The organism is Microbacterium sp. zg-Y818 (assembly GCF_030246905.1).
In the GTDB taxonomy this organism is placed as follows: domain Bacteria; phylum Actinomycetota; class Actinomycetes; order Actinomycetales; family Microbacteriaceae; genus Microbacterium.
Window position 1 is genome coordinate 2,873,415 of record NZ_CP126741.1, and the last position, 16,161, is coordinate 2,889,575.

The following is a 16,161-nucleotide window of genomic DNA, read 5'->3' on the forward strand; positions in this document are numbered from 1 at the left end:
CGACCGGGCAGAACTGCCAGATCACGGGGGTTATCCGCCACCTGGGGAAAACCCACGAGATGGCCCCCTGCGCAGGGCTCGCCGCCCTCGGGCACACGATCCCGCCCGACCGCCGCGCGAGAGGCTTTCACACACCGATCCGGTGGGATTTCGTCACCGGGCACCCCCCGCGTAGAGTCGCGGCATGGATGCCGAGACCCAGACCCACATCGTGGTGCGGCCGGTGCGCGACGTCGATGCAGAGGCCCTGGGCCGCGTGCACGCGCAGTGCTGGCACGAGACGTACGACCACCTGATCAGCAAGGCCGCGCTCGAGAACGTCTCACCCCGTCGCCTGGCGGAGCTGTGGACCCACTGGGCGCAGCAGGGCGAGGACTTCCGCATGCACGCCGCCCTCGCTGACGGCGAGATCGTGGGCTTCGTCGGCTCGGGCCCGGCCCGTGACCGCGACGCGCCACGCAATCGCGAGCTCTACTTCATCTACCTGCTCGACGCCTGGCACGGCACCGGCACCGGGCAGCGCCTCTTCGACGCCGCGATCCACCCCGACGAGCCGGCTTATCTCTGGGTCGCCGAGGACAACCCGCGCGCCCACCGCTTCTACCTGCGCAACGGTTTCACCCTCGACGGCGCGAGCCACACCGAGCCGTTCCTCGGTGAGACGCTCACCGAGGTGCGCTTCGTCCGCTGACGCCGTGCTGCGGGTCTGGGCCCTCAAGGGCATCCCGGAGATCTCCGCCGGCGACGACCTCGTGACGCTGATCGCGGATGCCGCCGGCGGCACGCTCGCCGACGGCGACATCCTCGTGGTGACCTCCAAGATCGTCTCGAAGGCCGAAGGGCGCATGATCCGCGCCGATGACCGTGAAGACGCCATCACCGCTGAGACGGTGCGGGTGGTGGCCTCGCGCACGTCGGCATCCGGGCATCTCACCCGCATCGTCGAGAACCGCCTCGGCATCGTCTCTGCGGCCGCCGGCGTCGATGCCTCCAACACTCCGCAGGGCACCGTGCTGCTGCTGCCCGTCGACCCGGATGCCTCCGCCCGCACCCTCGCCGCAGGTCTGCGCGAGCGGCTCGGCGTGCAGGTCGGCGTCATCGTGTCGGACACCCTGGGCCGCGCGTGGCGCGAGGGTCAGACCGACCACGCCATCGGCGCGGCGGGCGTGACGGTGATGGAGGACCTGCGAGGGCAGACGGATGCCGAGGGTCGCCCGCTCGTGGTGACCATGCCCTGCGTCGCGGATGAGCTGGCCGCCGCCGCGGACCTCGTCAAGGGCAAGGCCTCTCGCCTGCCCGTCGCGGTGGTGCGCGGCCGGGCCGACCTGGTCGGCGCGCTCGATCTGCCGGGGGCGCGATCGATCGTGCGTCCCGCCGAGCGCGACTTCTTCCACCTCGGCGCCGATGAGGCGTACGCGCAGGGGTATGCGGCGGGGCTCTCAGCACGCTGACCCGGCGGGCGCGGCAGCCCGGGCGCGAGGACCGGGACGCACCCGAAACGGACACCTCGCGTCGGCAAAGCTCCCCGAGCCCCTCCCCCGGAGGCCCGAGAACCCCTAGGCTGACGCGCCATGACCACCATCAGCGTCGTGATCCCCTCCCGTGATGATGCGCGTATGCTGCGGCACTGCCTCGAGGCGATCGCGGTGCAGACCCGCCCGCCGGACGAAGTCATCGTCGTCGACAACGGCTCCCACGACGACACCGCCGCAGTGGCCCGCGCCGCGGGGGCCAGGGTCGTGGACGAACCGCGCCCCGGGGTGCTGCGCGCAACGGCGGCCGGCTTCGACGCTGCCGAGGGGGACATCATCGGACGGCTGGATGCCGACTCGATTCCGGCTCCGGACTGGATTGCGCACCTGGAAGAGCGTTTCGACGCCGACCCGACCCTCACCGGCATCACGGGCACCGGGCGGTTCTACGGCGGCACCTGGCCACGGCGCTTCCTCGGGCGATATGCGTACCTCGGGGGGTATTTCTGGTCGATGCGCGTGGTGATGGGGCACGTGCCGGTGTTCGGGTCGAACTTCGCGTTGCGCCGCGAGGCGTGGGGAGAGATGCGCACGCACCTGCACATGGACGATCCGCGCATGCACGATGACCTCGAGATCAGCTTCGCGCTGCAGCCCGACATGGGGGTGGAGTTCGACCGCGACCTGCGGGTGGGTGTCTCCGCGCGCCCGTTCGACTCGATGGCCGGCTTTCGCCGGCGCGTGAACTGGGCCTTCCACGGCATCGCGGTGAACCTCTCCGAGGAGAGCATCGCGCAGCGGCAGTGGCAGTGCGCCGCGGGGCGACGGGAGCGGCATCGCCTTCAGCGCGAGGCGCGCCGCACGGCGCAGCGGGTCATGGACAGATCATCGCCAGCATCGCGTCCGTGACCTGGTGAGGCGCCGATTCGCACGGGCTGTGGCCGGTGTGGATCACCAGTATCGTCGCGCCCACCCTCGCCGCGAACGCTTCGTGCGCCTCGACGGGCCAGACGTCCCCGGTGCCGGTGATCACGAGCACCGGCAAGCCCGTGGCCTTCAGCGCATCGGCGACATCGGGGGTGTTCTTCATGAGCCCGAAGATGTCCTCCACGCTGGAGCGGCGCGTGAGCGCGAAACGCAGCTTGACGAAGTCCGCCCGATCCTTCGGCGCGCGGTGGACGTTGTTGCGCACGGCCCACATCATCAGCCGCGCGGCCACCCGCGCGGGCACCGGGCCCGTCACCGGGCCCAGGATCTTGAACGAGCGCAGCGCCTGGCCCGCGACCGGCGGTGCCGACAGCAGCGTGACGCTCAGGAACAGCTGCGGGTAGCGAGTGGCGGCGACGGTGACGACGGTGCCGGCAAACGAATAGCCGAGCACATGCGCCGGCGTCGACCCGGCGTGCAGCACCGCCAGCAGATCGTCGACGAAGAGGTCGAGCGTGTAGTGCTCGCGCGGCGGGTCGAGGTTCTCGGGCCCGGCGGCGTGCGACTCGTATTGCCCGGCCATGTCGTAGGACTCCGCGCGGAAGCCCGCCGCCGCCAGCAGCGGCATCATCCGGACGAAGTCCTCCTTCGAGCCCGTGACCCCCGGGACGAGCACGACCCGCGTCCCGTCAGCCGGGCCCATCGACACGCGGGCCATGCCACCGCTCGGGGCGGCGACGGTGTCGCGCTCGGCGCCCGGCGGAAAGCGGCTCCAGTCGATCGGCTCGAGCGCCGCGTCCAGGGCCGCGGCGCGACCGATCACGCCCTGCGGTCGACCGTTGCGCTGCCTGAGACCCACGAGGGCATCCTAGGGGGGTGCCGTCGCTCAGCGATGCTGGAATCGCGGCGGGCGCTTCTCGGTGAAGGCGGCCATGCCCTCTTTCTGGTCCTCCAGCGCGAACAGCGACGTGAAGAGGCTCTTCTCGAGCCGCAGCCCCTCGGCCAGGCTCGTCTCCTGCGCCGCGCGCAGCGCCTGCTTCGCCGCGTACACGACCGGCAGCGACTTGCCGGCGATGCTCTCGGCGGTCGTCGCCGCCTCTTGCAGCAGGTCGGATGCCGGCACGACGCGCGACACCAGGCCGGCGCGCTCTGCCTCCGCGGCATCCATCATTCGCCCCGTCAGCACGAGTTCGGCCGCTTTGAACGGGCCGATCGCGCGAGTCAGTCGCTGGGTGCCCCCGATGCCGGGGATGACGCCGAGGTTGATCTCGGGCTGACCGAATCGCGCAGTGTCGGCGGCCAGGATCACATCGCACATCATGGCCAGCTCGCAGCCACCGCCCAGCGCGAAGCCCGCGACGGCCGCGACGATGGGGGTGCGCAGCCGCGAGAACTCCTCGAGCCCCGCGAAGGGGTTGCGCATCGTCATCTCGTGCGATGTCTTGTCGGCCATCTGCTTGATGTCGGCGCCGGCGGCGAAGGCGCGCTCGGATCCGGTGAGCACGATGCAGCCGATCTCCTCGTCTGCGTCGAACCCGGCTGCCGCTGCAGCCAGCTCGCGGGCGAGCTGGGAGTTGAGGGCGTTCAGCGCTTCGGGACGGTTGAGCGTGATCCAGCCGACGCGGCCACGGGTCTCGACGATGAGAGTCTCATATGGGGTCATGGGTTCATCGTGCCATGCGGCCACGACGCAGCAGCTCACGGCCCACGATGACGCGCATGATCTCGTTGGTGCCCTCCAGGATCTGGTGCACGCGCAGGTCGCGCACCACCTTTTCGAGGCCGAACTCGCGCAGGTAGCCATAGCCGCCGTGCAGCTGCAGCGCGTCGTTGGCGACGCGGAACCCGGCGTCGGTGGCGAACCGCTTGGCCATGGCGCACTGCACCGCGGCGTCGTCCGCACGGGCGTCGAGCGCCCGGGCCGCGCCCTGCACCAGGGCTCGGGCGGCGTGCAGATCGGTCGCCATGTCGGCGAGGCTGAAGACCACGGACTGCTTCTCGGCGAGGGCCTCCCCGAACGCGGTGCGTTCCTGCACGTAGCGCACCGCCCGGTCCAGCGCCCACTGCGCGCCGCCGGTCGAGCACGCGGCGATCCCCAGCCGCCCGCCGTCGAGGGCAGCCATCGCGATGCGGAAGCCCTGCCCCTCCTGTCCGATGAGGGCGGATGCCGGGACGCGCACGCCGTCGAGCACCACCTGTCTGGTGGGCTGTGCGCGCCAGCCCATCTTGTGCTCGTTCGGGCCGAACGAGAGCCCCGGCGCGTCGCCCGGCACGAGGAAGGCCGAGATGCCGCGGGCGCCGGACGTGGCATCGCCGGTGCGTGCCATGACGACGTAGACGGCGGACTCGCCGGCGCCCGAGATGAACTGCTTCACCCCGGTGAGCACATAGCCCTCGGCATCGGCCACCGCCGTGGTCACGAGGGATGCGGCATCCGACCCCGCCCCCGGTTCGGTCAGGCAGTACGAGCTCACGTCTTCCAGCGACACCAGGCGCGGGAGCCAGCGGGTGCGCTGCTCTTCGGTGCCGTAGACGTCGATGATGCCGGCGACCATGTTGTGGATCGAGATGTACGCCGCAATCGAAGGGTCGCCCTCGGCGAGCGCCTCGTAGATCGCGACCGCGTCGATGCGCGCGAGGCCCGCGCCGCCGACGTCCTCGCGCACGCAGATGCCGCCGAGGCCCAGTTCACCGGCACGGCGCAGGGTGTCGCGGGGGAAGATCTCCCGCTCATCGCGGTCGAGCGCATGCGGCGCCAGTTCGGCGGCGGTGAACTCACGGACGGCGTCGAGGATCGCGGCCCTCTCGTCGTCGCTGAGTGCGGGCGGGTCGGTCATCGTCGACGTCATCGTCGTGTCCATCCTGTTCAGGCTTGTGGCCGAGGCGGTGTGAGCGGTGCGAACAGTTTAGGCACGGGTTTCCGGCCGGGATGAGGGGATCCGCCCGAATGAGGGCGTCTGGCGGCGGATCGCCCTCATTCCGGCCGATCTCCTCAGTCGAGCGTGCGCGCCGGGATCCGGGAACGGGCGCAGCCAGCCGGCCGCGCCTTCCCGGCCGGGCGCAGCGGCTCAGCCCGCGGCGGACCCGTCGCCCAGGTAGGCCAGCTGCGCGCGCACCGAGGCCTCTGCGGCGAACCGCACCGCCGGATCCACCCCGCCGTACACCGCGTCGGTCACGGCGGCGACGAGGTCGGCATCCGTGGCCGCAGACTGGCCGAGCGCGGTGAGCGCGTCGCGCACCTCCTGCAGTCGCCCGCGGCGGTGCTCCGTGTAGGCGTCGCACACAGCCACGAGGTCGGGGAGCATCGGCCCGTGGGCGGGAAGCGTGGGGATGCGCCCATACGCCCGCAGCCGCTCGAGGGTCGCCAGGTAGCTGCCGAGCGACCCGTCGGGCGCGGCGATGATCGTCGTACCCCGCCCGAGGATCGTGTCGCCGGTGAGCATGCTGCCGGTGGCGGATGCCTCCGGGTCGCCGGCCGGCGCATCGTGCGGCAGGTGCAGCGAGACGGAGTCCGCCGTGTGCCCGGGAGTGCCGACGACCTCGATCACGGTGCCCGCCGCGTCGATCCGCTCGCCGTCTGTGAGCGGAGGGCCGTCGATGCACAGCCCCGGATCGAACGCCCGCACCGGCGCACCCGTGAGGGCGGCGAACCGCGGCGCCGACTCGGTGTGGTCGTGATGATGGTGGGTGAGGAGGATCAGCTCCACCGGCCCGAATTGCTGAAGTGCCTGCAGGTGACCGTCGTCATCTGGACCCGGGTCGACGACCACGACCGACGTTGCGTCGCGCGCCCCGATCACCAGGGAGTTCGTGCCGTCGAGCGTCATGGGACCCGCGTTCGGCGCCAGCACGCGGGTGACCAGCCCGGTCCAGCGCTCGGCCGCGGCATCCATGTCGATCTACCGCCCGCTCACCGTGCCGAACAGGCGCGCAATCGGGGCGACGACCATCGGTCGGGCGGCGATCCAGGCGATCGCGATGGCGACGATCGAGGCGATGAAGATCCAGAACCCCGTCCAGTTGTCCGCGTAGGCGGCCGGGTCGACCGACCCCTGAGCGGCGTACATGTGGTTCAGGTTGCGCAGCGCACCGGTGGCGAACACCAGGCCGACGTGCACGATGATGAACGCGACGAAGAACAGCATCACGGGGAAGTGGAGCTTCCGCGCCCAGTCGATCGGGTACGCCTTGTTGAGGCCGGCGGCGTTCTTGGGCCACAGCCCGCTCATGCGGTATCCGGTGATGATCGCCAGCGGTGCGGCGATGAACACGGTCGTGAAGTACGCCAGCTGCTGGATCGAGTTGTAGTTGACCCAGCCGTTCTCGGTCGGCCAGTCCAGCGAGATGTACTGCAGCACCGCCGACAGGGCGTTGGGGAACACCTCCCAGCTGGTCGGGACGATGCGCATCCACTGCCCGGAGACGATCAGCAGCACCACGAAGATCAGGCCGTTGGCCAGCCACAGCACGTCCAGCGCCTGGTGGAACCAGATGTTGAGGCTGGTCTTGCCCTTCTTGTCGCGGCGCGGCGTCCAGAACACGGTGGGCCGCTTCTCGGTGCGCACCTGCAAGCCGGTGCGGATGATCAGCACCATGAGGAAGGCGTTGAAGAAGTGCTGCCACCCCAGCCACGCAGGGAACCCGATGGGGGCGCCCTCGGGCAGGTGGTACTCGCCGGGGTAGGTGGCGAGGAACTCTTGCATGAACTCCAGGCTCAGGAACCACCGGACGAAGAAGACCGCCATCGCCGCGGCGACCAGCAGGGCGCCGCCGCCGACGATGACCACACCGGCCCACTGGCCGCGGGTGAACGGTCCGATGCGGCGGGGTTCGGGCTTCGGAGCCGGACGACGGGATGCCGCAGCACCCGGCCACACCGTGCGCGGCACGGTGAGCGGCGGGCGCGGTCCGGTCGCGACGGCGGTGGATGCCGCGGCGGCGGGCGCGACGGATGCCGCGGCGGCGGCCGGGACGGTGGCGGATGCCGCGGGCACGGAGGCGGGTGCGGCCGTTTCCGCCGGGGCCGCTGGGGCCTCAGCGGAGGCCGGGGCGGCCTCGGTCGGAGCGCTCACCGCGCGGGGCTGCGCGGTGCCGGCGGGCGGCCAGGGGTCGCCTCCGGTGACTCTCGGCAGACCGCGGCGCAGCGGAACGGCATCGCCGACCGTGGCCGTCGTGGACGCAGCAGCGGGCGCAGCGGGCGCGGCGGCTGGTGCGGGCGCAGCGGCTGGTGCAGGAGTCGCGCTCGTCTCGGAGGGCGCGACCGGGGTCGCGGCGGTCGGTGCGGGTGCGGGCGCGGCAGAAGCCGGACCGGAGCCTGCAGGCGGCCAGGGCTCGCCACCCGGCACCCGCGGCAGGCCGCGGCGCAGCGTCGAGCCCGATCGGGTCGGTTCGCCGGTCGCGTCCTGCGGCTGAGCTGGCTGGGGGTCGGCAGTAGGTGCCGGCTGGGCGGGGTCGGACGCCGCCGTGGCCACGGATTCGGCAGCGGGAGCCGCGGGCGCGGCGGGAACCGCAGCCGGGGCCGGGACCTCGGCCGCAGCAGAGGCACCGATACCCGCGTCGGAAGCTGCACCCGCGAGCGTCGCCGGAGCGTCACCGGCGGGCGGCCACGGCTCTCCCCCGGACACCCTCGGAAGGCCCCGGCGCACCGTTCGCCCGTATGTCGCCACGGCTACTTGGCCTTGTTCGCCTCGAGCGCCGCGATCAGCTGCGGAACGACCTGGAAGAGGTCGCCCACCACGCCGAAGTCGGCGATGTCGAAGATCGGGGCGTCGGCGTCCTTGTTGATGGCGACGATGGTCTTGGCGGTCTGCATGCCGGCCTTGTGCTGGATCGCGCCGGAGATGCCGAGAGCGACATACAGCTGCGGCGACACCGACACTCCGGTCTGGCCGACCTGGTAGGAGTAGGGCACGTAGCCGGCATCCACCGCGGCGCGCGAGGCGCCGATGGCGGCCCCGAGGGTGTCGGCGAGCTGCTCCACGAGCGCGAACTGCTCGCCCGAGCCCAGCCCGCGGCCGCCCGAGACGACCTTGCCGGCACCGCGCAGTTCCGGCCGCGTCGAGGCGACGACGGCTTCCTCGAACGATTCGATGACGGCGGCGGGCGCTCCCGAGGGGGTGACCTGAAGCGCCGTGACGGCCGGCGAGGCGACGGCCTCGGCGCGGGCGTCGACGGCGCCCTGGCGCACCGTGATGACGTAGGCGCCGAAGGTAGGCGCCGAGGTGACGTTGTACGCACCGCCGTAGACGGAGTGCTGAGCCAGCACGCCCTCATCGTCGCGGGCGACGCCCACGGCGTCGACGGAGAGCGCGCGCTTCGTGCGGGCGGCGAACCGTCCGGCGATGTCGCGGCCCTCGATGGAGTTGGAGATGAGCACGGCGTCCGGCTGCACCAGGTCGGCGGCGGCGGCGAGAACATCCACGAGCGGCACGGTCAGCGCGGTGTCGGCGCCGCCGAGGTCGGCCACGAGCACCGCCTGTGCGCCGAGCGCACCGGCAGCTGCGGCCAGCTCGTCGTGGCGCTCGGCGCCGGCGACGATCAGGGCGACCGGGGTTCCCACCGATGCGGCGGCTCCGAGCAGGCCGGCGGCGGACTTGGCCAGCTTGCCGCTGGGCAGCACGTCGAGGTGGACGAGGATCGAATCTGCAGCGAAGTCAGTCATGATGCGATGCCCCTCACGCCAGCCGGTTGTCGATGAGGAACGCCGCGAGCTTCTCGCCCGCATCGCCCTCGTCTGTGATCTTCACGCCCGCCGAACGCGGCGGCTTCTCGCTCACCGCGGTCATGATCGACCGGGCGACGGTGTCGACACCGGCATCCACACCGAGGTCGGCAAGCGAGACCGTCTCGAACGGCTTCTTCTTCGCCGCCATGATGCCCTTGAAGTTCGGGAAGCGGGCGTCGGGGAGGGCCTCGGTCACCGAGATGACGGCGGGCAGTGGGGCGGTGACGCGGGCGGTGCCGGCGTCGGTCACGCGCGTGCCCGAAACGGATCCCTCGGAGATCTCGACGGCGGCGAGGGCGGTCGCGTGCGGCACCCCCAGGTGCTCGGCGATCATCGCACCGATGACACCGCCGGAGCCGTCGGTGGACTGGTTGCCGGTGATCACGAGGTCGAAGCCCGCGCGCTTGACGGCAGCGGCCAGCACCTCGGCGGTGAGACCCAGGTCGGCACCGGCGAGGGCGTCGTCGACGATCTGCACAGCGGATGCCGCGCCCATCGCGAGCCCCTTGCGGATGGTCGCGACCGACGCCTCCGGCGCCATCGAGAGCACGACCACCTCGGTACCGGGGTTCTTGTCGGCGTAGCTCAGCGCGACTTCGAGGGACCGCTCACCGATCTCATCGAGCACCCGCTCACCGGCATCGCGGTCCGCCAACCCGGTCTCGAGGTTCAGCTTGCGGTCACCGTAGGTGTCCGGAACCTCTTTCACCAGCACGACAATCTTCATTGACTCTCCTCACGCCTCGGTCGATTCTATACAATTCCCACGCACGCCGATGACCGGCCTCGAATCGGGCGCGGGGGCCGGGCGGGGCGCTCAGAACACGACGACCGGCACCGGCAGTACTGCGCGCGAGTCGCCGTGCGCGGCGCCCCCCGAGAAGGACACCCGCAGCAGGTGCAGCCCCCGCGGGAGCGCCGGCAGCGCCACGGAGACCTTCCCCCGAGCGGAAGCGGGGACGTCCGCCGTGGCCAGCACCCGCCCACCGTCCGAGACGGTCACGGTTCCGACCGGCGCACTGCGGTCGGCGCTGGACACCCACGCGGTCACGGTGACCTTCTGGCCCGCCTTCACGAGCACCCGGTCCACCACGGCAGCCACGGAGGTCGCGACCGGCTCACGCTCCACCAGCACGACGGCCGTGCGCGGCGGCACGGTGAGGGTGCCGGCTGCCGCGTCCCATGTCGTCGTCTTCACGACGGGGTCCGCACCGTTCGCCAGCGCGGGAGTGAGCGCGAACGAACGACCCGACAGCTCGGGGAGCGTCTGCGTGATCGGCTCGGGCGAGGCGTTGAACGCCACCAGCGCCCCCTCCAGCTCGGGGTCGACGTCCTCGCCGACCACGTCGTCGATCAGCATGACGAGGGCGCCAGGCGCGGCATCCGGTCCGCTGCCGGGGAACGACACCTTCTGCTGGATCAGCTCGGCCGAGCCCAGGCGCAGCAGCCCGACCTCCTCGCGCACGCGCAGCAGGTCGAGCGCGGCGGCCTCAGCCGCGGCGATGTCGGCGGCGGCGGGCTTGAGCGCCGGGTCGGCCAGCAGCGGCGCCATGATCGGCCACTTGTCCTCGTTGTCTGCGGCGCGCGGCAGACCCGAGCCGAACGTCGACTCCTGCCCGGTCCAGTCGATGCGGTTGAACCAGTCGCCGGAGTTGTAGCTGTTGCGGTCGAGCGACTTCGAGCGCAGCAGCTCGGTGCCGGCGTGCCAGAACGACGGCGTCTGCGCGAAGGCGGTGGTGGCCAGCGACAGCGTGTTCATGCGCACGCGGTCGGCCATGGGCGTGTCGGCGGGGAGCTTCAGCACTGAAAGGTCGTAGAGCGTCTCGTTGTCGTGCGCGTCGACGTAGGTGATGATCTCTTCGGGCTGCGCCGCGTACCCGGCGGGGGCGCCGCGGTAGTCGAGCTCGTCGCCCGCGCGCACCGTACCCGTCGAGTCCGTGAGCGTGAAGTCACGCAGGTTGCCCGCGAGCCCCAGCTTCACCAGGTCGGTCTGGTGCGCGAGGTCGGCGAGCGCCTGCTCGGGGGTGCCGTTGATCGGGTTCCCGTTGGGATCGGTGCCGAGGCCCGTGCCGAAGCCCTGCTGCTGCACCGTCTCGCCTGCCACCGGGCTGCCGCCGTGCACGGCATCCCGCAGCCGGTCGCTGAAGGTGCCGATGCCGGTGCCGCCGAGGTTCCCCTGCCGCGCCTGCGGGAACAGGGCGTCGTCGGCGACCTCGCCGAAGTTCCATCCCTCGCCGTAGAGGTAGACCTTCGACCCGTCGACGCCGTCCTTCTTCATCGTGAGCGCGTCCAGCGCATCGCGGACGGCCTGCATGTTCGCCGTCGAGTGGTGGCCCATGAGGTCGAACCGGAACCCGTCGACCTTGTAATCGCGCGCCCAGGTGACAACGGAATCGACCATCAGCTTCTCGGCCAGCTCGTGCTCGGTGGCGACGTTCTGGCAGCAGGTGGACGTCTCGACGCCGCCGGTGAGGTTCAGCCGGTGGTAGTAGCCGGGGACGACCCGGTCGAGCACCGACTTCTCCCCCTGACCCGACTGCGCGCTGTGGTTGAACACCTGGTCGAGCACGACCTGCATTCCCATGCCGTGAAGGGCGCCCACCATCTCGCGGAACTCGTGCACGCGGGCCCCACCCTCGGGGTCGACGGCGTACGAGCCCTCGGGAGCGGTGAAGTGGTACGGGTCGTAGCCCCAGTTGAAGCCGTCGGCGTCGGCGATCGCCTCGACGCACGCCTGCTGCTCGGTGGATGCCGGGCCGAACGACGCCAGGTCGCACGCGGGCTGCGCCTGCAGTGCGCGGTTCTCCTCGATCGTGGCGATGTCGAAGGTGGGGAGCAGGTGCACGGTGTTGATGCCGGCATCCGCCAGCTGCCGCAGCTGCTGGGTACCCGCACTGTCGCGGGTGAAGGCGCGGTAGGTGCCCCGCTCCGCCTCGGGCACCGACGTGTCGGTGAGGGAGAAGTCGCGCACGTGCAGCTCGTAGATCGCGCGGTCCACGGGGCGGTCGATCACGGGCGCCTTCGTGCGCTCCCAGGCCCGCGGGCGCCACTGTTTGTCGGCCAGGTCGATCGCGACCGACCGCACCGAGTTCGTCGTGAGCGCATGCGAGTACGGGTCGGTGACCAGGTTGGTCTCGATCGCCCCGGTCTCGGGGGCGTAGACGACGACCTCCCACAGGAACTCGTCGCCCTTGAGGCCGCGCTTGCCCGGCACCTCCCAGACACCGGATGCCGCATCGCGCGTCGCCTCATGACGCGTCGGCGTTCCTTCGTCGCGGGCGGTGTGGCCGGTGGGCCCGTCCCACGTCAGCAGGGTGACCGACTGCGCGGTGGGGGCCCACAGCCGGAAGGTGGGCTTGTTGCCGCGGAACGTCACGCCGAGGTCGGCGTCGGCGGCCGCGTCGGCGTAGAGGTCGTCGAGCACGCCCGGGATCTGCACGCCGGTCGCGGCGCTGAGCGCACCGTCGCCGCCCTGCTGCGACACCATCAGCTGACCGCGCAGCAGCTCGCCGGCGGCATCCGCATCGGGGAGCCGCAGCGCGACGAACCCGGCCAGCGCCGGGAACCGCTCGCGCTGCGCCTCGGTGAGGCCGCCCCCCACCCGCTCGAGGTCGATGCTCTCGCCGCCGGCGACCCCGTCGTCGGTGACGATCAGTGACGCGTCGGCTGCGGCGTGCAGCTGCCAGGTGGCATCCGCCGGGTCGGCGCCCAGGTCGGCCGGCCACGCGAGGGTCTCAGCGTCGATCCAGTGCGCGCGCGACTGGCCGACCCCGGCAAGCGGCGGGTCGGCGACGTCGATCTCGAGCACGTGGGTCGCCAGGGTGTAGCGGAAGACCACGGCGGTGCCCTCGGCGACGGTGAAGGCGTAGTTCGCGCCGCCCGGCGCGCCGCCGACACCGTAGTTCTCGTCCCAGCTGAGGCCGTGGGCGACCTTGATCTCGTAGGCGCCGGCGGGGATCGCATCGGTGGTGAATTCGTACACCCCGTCGCGGTCGGCGTCGGCCATGAGGGTCGCCAGGCACTCCGGCATCCAGTCGCCGGCGCAGCCGAGCTCGCTCTGGACGGAGCCGGGGAGGGTGACGATGGGGCCCTCGGCGCTGGACTGCACGATGTTGCTGCGCGGGTCGAAGTAGAACGAGATGGCGCCGCCGGGGTGCGAGATCGCGATGTTCGCGCCGTTCGCCACGCCACCGGCGCCGTAGTTGATGTCCCACGAGCCGTTGAGTGCGGCCTTGTACTCGTAGTCGCCGGCGGGCAGGTCGAACGTGCCGGCCCAGATGCCGTCGGCGCCGAGCGTCAGGTTCGCCGCTTCACAGCCGGGGGTCCAGTCGCCAGGGCAGCCGAGCTCGGAGTTGAGGCTGCCCGCGATGGTCACCATGTCGATCGGCTGCTCGGGCTCTTCGGGGACCTCGAGCGAGACGGCGTTGCCCACGGAGGCGTAGGTGGATGCCGCGGCGCGGTCGCCGCCGGCATCCGTCGCCACGGCGCGGTACTCCACGAGGGTGCCCGGGGCGAGGTCGCGGATGTCGTGGAAGACGCGCGGGCTGGTGCTCTCGGCGGTGCCGAGCGGCTGCCACTCGTCGGAACCGACCACGCGCCAGGCGAAGCTCGTCTCCTGCCAGGTGGTGTCGTCGACGTCGGCCGAGACGGCGACGGACCCGCTCAGTGCGGCGCCGGGCGTCGGGGCCGAGACGGTGATCTCGGGGCCACCGGCGGGATCGGTGACGGGGGCGTCGGCACGGTAGACGACGGCCGAAAGCGCCGGCACGGTGACCTCGGCCACGGCATCGGCGCCGCTCGTGACGGCGGTGTCGGTGCCGTAGAGCGGGGCGAAGGAAGCGTCGGCGGTGAGGGTCGGGATCTGCGCCGTCGCGGGTGCGGCGGTGTTGTTCAGCGCGACGAGGTACTCGACCTTCTCGTCGCGGTCGACGCGGGAGAACGCGTAGACGCCGGCGCCGTTGTCGGCGTGGCGCTCGATCTGCGCGCCGGTGACGAGGGCGGGGTGGTCTTCCCGCAGCTCGGCGAGGGTGGCGATGTGCGTGTAGATCGGTGCCGCCATGTCGTAACGGTCAACCGATCCGGCTACTTCGCCGGTGATCAGGTTCTGGTCGGTGTACTCGGGCACGGCGCTGGCGAACAGCGTCTGGCGGGCGCTCTTGTCGCCGCCGGGACCCGCGAAGCCCTGCTCGTCGCCGTAGTAGACCACGGGCTGCCCGCGGCCGAAGAACATCAGCTCGTGGGCGAGCAGATCGCGCTGCAGCGCGTCGGGGGCCGACTGCAGCAGGTAGCCGACGCGGCCCATGTCGTGGTTGCCGAGGAAGGTGGGGAGGGCCGTGGCAGAGGAATCCGGGGTCGTGTACCGGTCGTCGCCGGCGTACAGGGACTGCAGGCCGCGCGCACTGTTGCCGGCGGCGTAGCCGACCGCGGCGGACTGGAACGCGAAGTCGAGCACCGAGTTCATGTCGGTGTCGCGCACGTAGGGCGCGAGCTTGGCGGGGTCGGCGTCGTACACCTCGCCGAACATGAAGAAGCCGGGCTTGCCTGCGACCTCGCGGGCGTAGTCCAGCACCTCGGTGGACCACTGCTCCCAGAACTCCGGGTTCACGTGCTTGACGGTGTCGATGCGGAAGCCGTCGATGCCGAGGTCGATCCAGCCCTGGTAGACGTCGACGAAGCCCTCGACGACCGTGGGGTGCTCGGTCATGAGGTCGTCGAGCCCGTCGAAGTCGCCGAGCGTCACCGACTCGCCCTCCCAGACCGTGTTTCCGCGGTTGTGGTACAGCGTCGGGTCGTTCAGCCACGCGGGGGTCTTCGCGTCCTGCAGGGCGGGGTCCACGACCGGGGTGTACGGGAAGCTCGTGGCGGCGTCGAGGGCGGGGAAGTCGCCGGTACCGGCGTAGTCGGCGGGGTCGAAGGCGTTGCCCGCGGCATCGCGGTACGGCTCGGTCGCCGCGTCGACGTAGTCGTAGACGCCCTCTTCGTAGCCGATGACGTCGGCGGTGTGGTTGGTGATGATGTCGAAGTAGACCTTGATGTCCTGCGCGTGCGCCTCGGCGATGAGGGCCTCGAGTTCGGCGTTGGTGCCCAGGTGCGGGTCGATCTGCGTGAAGTCGGTGATCCAGTAGCCGTGGTAGCCGGCACTGGCATCCGCCCCTTCGCCCTGCACCGGCCGGTTGGCGAAGCTGGGGGTGAGCCAGATCGCCGTGGTGCCGAGGCCGGCGATGTAGTCGAGCTGGGAGCGGAGCCCCGCGATATCGCCGCCGTTGTAGAAGCCCTTGTCGGTCGGGTCGAAGCCGTGCGCGAAGCGGTCGCCCTCGATGCCGCCGGTGTCGTTGCCGGGGTCGCCGTTGGCGAACCGGTCGGTCATGACGAAGTAGAACTGCTCGGCGGAGCCGGGCTGACGCACCGGCGGGGCGACCAGGTCGCCGTCGATGTCTCCGTCGTAGTCGCCGCGGACGCTGAGCGCCTCGAGGCCCACACGGTGGGTGGTGTCGTCGAAGACGAAGCGCAGGGTCGCGGGGCCGTCGATGGTCAGCGGGATGTTGTCGGCGCCGCCGTCGAGCCCGTACGCCTCATCCCAGGTGTCGTCGACGGCGACCTTGTACTCGTAGCTGCCGGCGGGCACCTCGAACTCGGCCGCGAAGACGCCCGCCTCGTCGGTGGCCGCGAGCTCGGTCGCCGCGCAGTCGGGCTGCCAGTCGTCGGAGCATCCCAACTCGTTCTGCAGGCTGCCGACGAGGGCGAACGTGCGGTCGGCGGCGAGCGCCGGCGCCGCGGTGGCGACGACCGATCCGGTGAGGACCAGTGCCGCTGCGGCGAGGGATGCCAGCATGCGGCGGGCGCGGGAGGGGGGCGTCATTGGCACGGTCACTCCTGGAAAGCGGGTACGGCGATGTACCGGGGGATTCCACCGACGCTAGCAGCGGGTACCGACACGCTGCGGGCGGTTCCCGGCTGCGGACATGAGAGTCCGCTCATGTGGGCAGTGGTACTGAAGAAGTCTGATTGTCCTCCCTCTCCCTGCCATCGCGTAGCGGG

General features: G+C 71.4%; 11 protein-coding genes. 3 read left to right on the forward strand and 8 right to left on the reverse strand.

The genetic code is table 11. The features are described from left to right. The first annotated feature begins 184 nt into the window (after positions 1–184). The 3 genes from QNO21_RS13580 (at position 185) to QNO21_RS13590 (ending at position 2,381) form a co-directional block, all read left to right on the forward strand. Positions 185–691: a GNAT family N-acetyltransferase gene (locus tag QNO21_RS13580; protein WP_257515407.1), complete on the forward strand. Its 507-nt coding sequence runs from the start codon at positions 185–187 to the stop codon at positions 689–691. A gap of 4 nt (positions 692–695) precedes the next feature. Further along, on the forward strand, positions 696–1,451 hold the full coding sequence (locus QNO21_RS13585) for a coenzyme F420-0:L-glutamate ligase (RefSeq protein ID WP_257518350.1): 756 nt from the start codon (positions 696–698) through the stop codon (positions 1,449–1,451). A 120-nt stretch (positions 1,452–1,571) separates the two neighbouring features. Next, entirely contained in the window at positions 1,572–2,381 is an 810-nt protein-coding gene (locus QNO21_RS13590; RefSeq protein WP_257515409.1) for a glycosyltransferase family 2 protein, read from the forward strand. On the opposite strand, the gene QNO21_RS13595 is transcribed toward QNO21_RS13590, so the two are convergent. The 8 genes from QNO21_RS13595 to pulA form a co-directional block, all read right to left on the reverse strand. Beyond that, positions 2,347–3,258, reverse strand: coding sequence for an alpha/beta fold hydrolase (locus QNO21_RS13595; protein ID WP_257518351.1), 912 nt, complete (start codon positions 3,256–3,258; stop codon positions 2,347–2,349). The two genes, QNO21_RS13590 and QNO21_RS13595, sit on opposite strands and share 35 nt — an antisense overlap. Positions 3,259–3,285: 27 nt before the next feature. Next, positions 3,286–4,062, reverse strand: a complete 777-nt coding sequence (locus tag QNO21_RS13600) for an enoyl-CoA hydratase-related protein (protein ID WP_257518352.1) — start codon at positions 4,060–4,062, stop codon at positions 3,286–3,288. A gap of 4 nt (positions 4,063–4,066) precedes the next feature. Further along, positions 4,067–5,260 (reverse strand): acyl-CoA dehydrogenase family protein, encoded by a 1,194-nt coding sequence (locus QNO21_RS13605; RefSeq protein WP_257518353.1) that lies wholly within the window; start codon positions 5,258–5,260, stop codon positions 4,067–4,069. A 207-nt stretch (positions 5,261–5,467) separates the two neighbouring features. After that, positions 5,468–6,292 (reverse strand): MBL fold metallo-hydrolase, encoded by an 825-nt coding sequence (locus QNO21_RS13610; protein WP_257518354.1) that lies wholly within the window; start codon positions 6,290–6,292, stop codon positions 5,468–5,470. A 6-nt stretch (positions 6,293–6,298) separates the two neighbouring features. Further along, on the reverse strand, positions 6,299–7,471 hold the full coding sequence (locus QNO21_RS13615; protein WP_257518355.1) for a cytochrome b/b6 domain-containing protein: 1,173 nt from the start codon (positions 7,469–7,471) through the stop codon (positions 6,299–6,301). Positions 7,472–8,067: 596 nt separating this feature from the next. Then, positions 8,068–9,060 (reverse strand): electron transfer flavoprotein subunit alpha/FixB family protein, encoded by a 993-nt coding sequence (locus QNO21_RS13620; RefSeq protein WP_257518357.1) that lies wholly within the window; start codon positions 9,058–9,060, stop codon positions 8,068–8,070. 13 nt (positions 9,061–9,073) lie between these two features. After that, entirely contained in the window at positions 9,074–9,850 is a 777-nt protein-coding gene (locus QNO21_RS13625; RefSeq protein WP_257513831.1) for an electron transfer flavoprotein subunit beta/FixA family protein, read from the reverse strand. Between the two features lie 90 nt (positions 9,851–9,940). Next, positions 9,941–15,982, reverse strand: a complete 6,042-nt coding sequence (gene pulA, locus QNO21_RS13630) for a pullulanase-type alpha-1,6-glucosidase (protein WP_257518403.1) — start codon at positions 15,980–15,982, stop codon at positions 9,941–9,943. Positions 15,983–16,161 lie beyond the last annotated feature (179 nt).

Coding starts and splice junctions, on each gene's coding strand:
- QNO21_RS13625 (WP_257513831.1), bottom strand. CDS start 9,850: ATGAAGATTGTCGTGCTGGTGAAAGAGGTTCCGGACACCTACGGTGAC.
- QNO21_RS13600 (WP_257518352.1), bottom strand. CDS start 4,062: ATGACCCCATATGAGACTCTCATCGTCGAGACCCGTGGCCGCGTCGGC.
- QNO21_RS13580 (WP_257515407.1), top strand. CDS start 185: ATGGATGCCGAGACCCAGACCCACATCGTGGTGCGGCCGGTGCGCGAC.
- QNO21_RS13590 (WP_257515409.1), top strand. CDS start 1,572: ATGACCACCATCAGCGTCGTGATCCCCTCCCGTGATGATGCGCGTATG.
- QNO21_RS13605 (WP_257518353.1), bottom strand. CDS start 5,260: ATGGACACGACGATGACGTCGACGATGACCGACCCGCCCGCACTCAGC.
- QNO21_RS13620 (WP_257518357.1), bottom strand. CDS start 9,060: ATGACTGACTTCGCTGCAGATTCGATCCTCGTCCACCTCGACGTGCTG.
- pulA (WP_257518403.1), bottom strand. CDS start 15,982: ATGACGCCCCCCTCCCGCGCCCGCCGCATGCTGGCATCCCTCGCCGCA.
- QNO21_RS13610 (WP_257518354.1), bottom strand. CDS start 6,292: ATGGATGCCGCGGCCGAGCGCTGGACCGGGCTGGTCACCCGCGTGCTG.